Raw genomic sequence first — 3,875 nt, 5'->3', positions numbered from 1 at the left:
TCGACGCCGGCCTCGAGCGAATCGGGGCGGCCGGTGTGGGCCACGACGAGCAGGTGGCGGACGTCGGACAACGTGCTCCTCCTGGAACGATCGGTGGCGGGTGGTCGACGATCACGACGCGAGGCCTAGGGCAGCGCGTCGATCACGCTCTCCCATTCTGGGGGATGGGATCCGACAGCGGCTCGTGCCCAGAGCAGATACTCCTGATTGCCGTTGCCGCCGAGCACTGGGGAGGGGACGATGCCCGCCGTCGCGAGCCCAGCATCCCAGGCCGCCCAGAGCACTCCGCTGACGGCGTCGTGCCGCAGGCCCTTATCCCGCACGATGCCCTCCCGCACGCCCTGCCGCCCCACCTCGAACTGAGGTTTCACGAGCAGGACGAAGTCGGCGTCGGTGCCCACCGTCGCGACGAGCGCCGGGATCACCTGGGTGAGCGAGATGAACGAGAGATCGCCGACCACGAGGTCGGGCCGCTCGGTGGTGCCGGATGCCGCGGCCAGCGCCGCCGCATCGAGCGCCCGGGCGTTCACCCCCTCGACGACCCGCACCCGCGGATCGGCGCGGACCACCGCGGCGAGCTGTCCGTGGCCGACATCGAGCGCGATGACCTCGCGGGCACCGCGTTCCCGCAGAACCTGGGTGAATCCGCCGGTCGAAGCCCCGACGTCGAGCGCGAGGCGGCCGGCGACGTCGATCGGGAACGCGTCGAGAGCTCCGGCGAGTTTCAGGGCCGCTCGGCTCACGTAGCGGTCCTCGCCGTCGATCGCGAGCACGGCATCCGGCGCGACCTTCGTCGCGGGCTTCACCACGGCGCGCCCATCCACCTGCACGCGCCCCTCCTCGATCGCCGTCACCGCGAGGGCGCGAGACCGCGCGAGTCCGCGACGCACGAGTTCGGCGTCGAGGCGGGAGGGATCGGTCATCGGGAACGCTACGCGGACGTGCGGGAGTCGCCGGACTCCAGCACGGAGCGCAGCTCCTCGTAGACCTGCGCGAGGTGCTCGGCACGCGTCTCGAGCGGCTGATCCTCGATGACTCTCAGCCGGGAGAGCAGCGCGCTGCCCTCCTCGTCGAATCCGGCCTCGTCGGTCATGATCCCCACGATAGCTGCGTCGCGTAGAGCTCGGGGGCGACCTCGAGAGCGTAGATCGGCGATCCCGAGCCCCAGATCGCCGCAGACGCTGCGCGGAGCACGTCCACCGGGTCGCCGCTCCGGTCGAGCGTCACCGCGCGACCGTCCACCTTCACGACCGCGCGGCCGACGCGCACCAGCTTCGCCCCGCGTTTCTCGGTGACCTCGGTGGGCGGATAGGGCGCGAAGAGATCGCGCAGGTCGCCGAGGAGGAAGGTGGGACGGAACTCGGGTTCCGCCGCGAGCACCTGCTTCGGACCGTCGATGCCGGTCAACACGAGGGCCGACGCCATCCCCGCCCGGTTCGCTCCGACGATGTCGGTGTCGAGACGGTCGCCGATGAACAGCGGCGATGACGCGGCGAAGCGCAGCGCCGCGGCGTCGAAGATCGCGCGCTCGGGCTTGCCCGCGACGACGGGAAGCCGGCCGACCGCGGTGTGCACGGCGGATACGAGCGTGCCGTTGCCCGGCGCCGTGCCGCGAGCCTGCGGAATGGTCCAGTCGGTGTTCGTCGCGACCCACGGGATGCCGTCGGCACCGTCGCGGGCCTTGAGCGCGAAGGCGGCCTCGGCGAGATCGGTCCAGGCGACCTGAGGAGCGAAACCCTGGATGACGGCGGCCGGTGCGTCGTCGGCCGAGGTCACGACCATGAAGCCCGCACGTTCGACCTCGGTGATGAGCCCCTCGCCCCCCACGACGAGGATCCGACTGCCGGGATCGACGAGACCGGCGAGCAGCTTCACGGCGGCCTGCGGCGACGTGACGACGTCCTGGGGCGCCACGGTGAGGCCGAGATCGGTCAGGTGCGCGGCGACCGTCACGTCGGTGCGCGACGCGTTGTTCGTCAGATAGCCGACACGCAGCGTCGACTGGGCACGGTTGAGACTCTCGACCGCATGCGGGATGGCGTCATCCCCGCGATACACGACCCCGTCGAGATCGGCGAGCAGCACGTCGACGCCCTCGAGAGGCGAGGCCGCAGCCGTCGACGACCCCCGATCAGTGCGGGGCATCCTCGTCCCAGTCCTCGTCGATGATCTCCACCACGTCTTCACCCGCAGGAATCGTGGCGCGATCGAGGGCGATCGTCGCCCGATCGGAGCGCTGCCACCACTGCTCGGCCTCGTCGGTGCGCCCCAGGTCCTCGAGCACCGTCGCGTAGGCGTCGAACAGGGCCGGGCTCCACACGAACGCGCGCTCGGGGTCGAGCTGCGGGATCTGCAGCTCGGTGAGAGCCGCCTCGGGCTGCCCCAGATCGAGTCGGGCGCCCGACATCGCGATCGCGAGCGCGACCTGGACCGCCGCGTCGAGGGTCGCCCGCGGGACGGACCGACCGAGTTCGAGCGCCTTCTCAGGACGGCCGATCCCGCGCTCGCAGTCCACCATGAGCGGCAACTGATCGTCGCGACCGGAGATCCGGCGGTAGGTGCGCAACTCGCGGAGGGCGAGTTCGAACTCGCCGAGGGCGTAGGCGGTGATCCCGACCGTCTCGCGAACGACCGCGATCCGGCCGGCACGGCGGCCCGCCGCCTGCGCGTGCTTGTGGGCGAGAGCCGGGTCCTCGTCGATCAGCTGGCCCGCCATCACCAGATGGCGGGCCACCCAGTCGGCGTTGTCCTTGCTGAGCGTCTTGAGTTCGGCGCGGGCGACCTTGTCGAGCTGGTTCGCGAGGACCGTCTCGGGGATCTCGGGATCGTCGTGGCGGGGGCGATCATCCTCGTCACGGGGACGCGGCGGGCGCCGATCCGAATCCGAGCCTCGATCGGACGGCTTGCGGTCGTACGGCTTGCGATCGACAGGAGCGCCGTCGCGGGGCTTGCGGGCATACGGCTTCCGCTCCCCCGGCGCACCTTCGCGAGGCGCGTACGGCTTGCGATCGCCGGACGCAGCGCCATCCGATGGCTTCCGGTCAGACGGCTTGCGATCGGAGGGCTTGCGATCGGACGGCTTGCCGGCCACGGGCTTGCCGGTCGGCGGCTTGCGATCGGTCCGCGGCTTCGGCCGGCGTGACGAAGGGTCGCTCATCGGTACTCCTGAATGTCGCGAGGCTGTTAACGAAGAAAGGGGCTACCCGGCATGCGGGTAGCCCCTTTCTGAAAGAAGTCCGGCGGTGTCCTACTCTCCCACAAGGTCACCCTTGCAGTACCATCGGCGCAGAAGGTCTTAGCTTCCGGGTTCGGAATGTGACCGGGCGTTTCCCCTTCGCTATGGCCGCCGTAACACTATTGACTTAGTGTCTAGTCTCACGGTGTCGAAACACCGGGAAACCAGCGAGCCCTTTCGGGCGCGCTCTCGACCGTACGTCGAGAGCTACAAGTGGACGCGAGCAGCAATCTGTCGAAACAGACCATGCAAAACTGTGTGTTATCAAGTCATCGGCTTATTAGTACAGGTCAGCTCCATGGGTCTTTAGTCCCCACTTCCACATCCTGCCTATCAACCCAGTCGTCTAGCTGGGAGCCTCTCCCCCTAAGGGATGGAAATCTCATCTTGAAGCCGGCTTCCCGCTTAGATGCTTTCAGCGGTTATCCGTTCCGAACGTAGCTAATCAGCGGTGCTCCTGGCGGAACAACTGACACACCAGAGGTTCGTCCATCCCGGTCCTCTCGTACTAGGGATAGCTCTTCTCAAATTTCCTGCGCGCGCAGAGGATAGGGACCGAACTGTCTCACGACGTTCTAAACCCAGCTCGCGTACCGCTTTAATGGGCGAACAGCCCAACCCTTGGGACCTACTCCAGCCC

At 68.4% G+C, this 3,875-nt stretch carries 4 protein-coding genes and 2 rRNA genes; all 6 read right to left on the bottom strand.

Going from position 1 to position 3,875, the window contains the following annotated elements:
• Positions 1-125: 125 nt before the first annotated feature.
• Complete coding sequence (locus ACILQS_RS15860; protein WP_395641093.1) at positions 126-923, bottom strand: TlyA family RNA methyltransferase; 798 nt, start codon at positions 921-923, stop codon at positions 126-128.
• A gap of 8 nt (positions 924-931) precedes the next feature.
• The gene (locus tag ACILQS_RS15855) at positions 932-1,093 is read right to left on the bottom strand and encodes a hypothetical protein (RefSeq protein WP_395641092.1); all 162 of its coding nucleotides are present in this window, start codon (positions 1,091-1,093) and stop codon (positions 932-934) included.
• Entirely contained in the window at positions 1,090-2,145 is a 1,056-nt protein-coding gene (locus tag ACILQS_RS15850) for an HAD-IIA family hydrolase (RefSeq protein ID WP_395641091.1), read from the bottom strand. The genes ACILQS_RS15855 and ACILQS_RS15850 overlap by 4 nt, the downstream gene beginning before the upstream one ends.
• Positions 2,132-3,157, bottom strand: coding sequence for a hypothetical protein (locus ACILQS_RS15845; RefSeq protein WP_395641090.1), 1,026 nt, complete (start codon positions 3,155-3,157; stop codon positions 2,132-2,134). Before ACILQS_RS15845 ends, ACILQS_RS15850 begins: the two co-directional genes overlap by 14 nt.
• A 77-nt stretch (positions 3,158-3,234) precedes the next feature.
• Positions 3,235-3,351: ribosomal RNA gene (gene rrf, locus ACILQS_RS15840) — 5S ribosomal RNA — on the bottom strand.
• Positions 3,352-3,495: 144 nt separating this feature from the next.
• Positions 3,496-3,875 (bottom strand): 23S ribosomal RNA (locus tag ACILQS_RS15835); the annotation flags it as partial.

Origin of the sequence: Pseudolysinimonas sp., assembly GCF_044239695.1 — a bacterium.
GTDB lineage: Bacteria > Actinomycetota > Actinomycetes > Actinomycetales > Microbacteriaceae > Pseudolysinimonas_A.
The sequence above is the reverse complement of the archived record's forward strand: the minus strand, read 5'-3'. Positions and strand labels throughout refer to the sequence as shown.

What these genes read in the sequence shown, in the direction of transcription:
- ACILQS_RS15860 (WP_395641093.1), bottom strand. Translation starts at nt 923, where the DNA reads ATGACCGATCCCTCCCGCCTCGACGCCGAACTCGTGCGTCGCGGACTC.
- ACILQS_RS15855 (WP_395641092.1), bottom strand. Translation starts at nt 1,093, where the DNA reads ATGACCGACGAGGCCGGATTCGACGAGGAGGGCAGCGCGCTGCTCTCC.
- ACILQS_RS15850 (WP_395641091.1), bottom strand. Translation starts at nt 2,145, where the DNA reads ATGCCCCGCACTGATCGGGGGTCGTCGACGGCTGCGGCCTCGCCTCTC.
- ACILQS_RS15845 (WP_395641090.1), bottom strand. Translation starts at nt 3,157, where the DNA reads ATGAGCGACCCTTCGTCACGCCGGCCGAAGCCGCGGACCGATCGCAAG.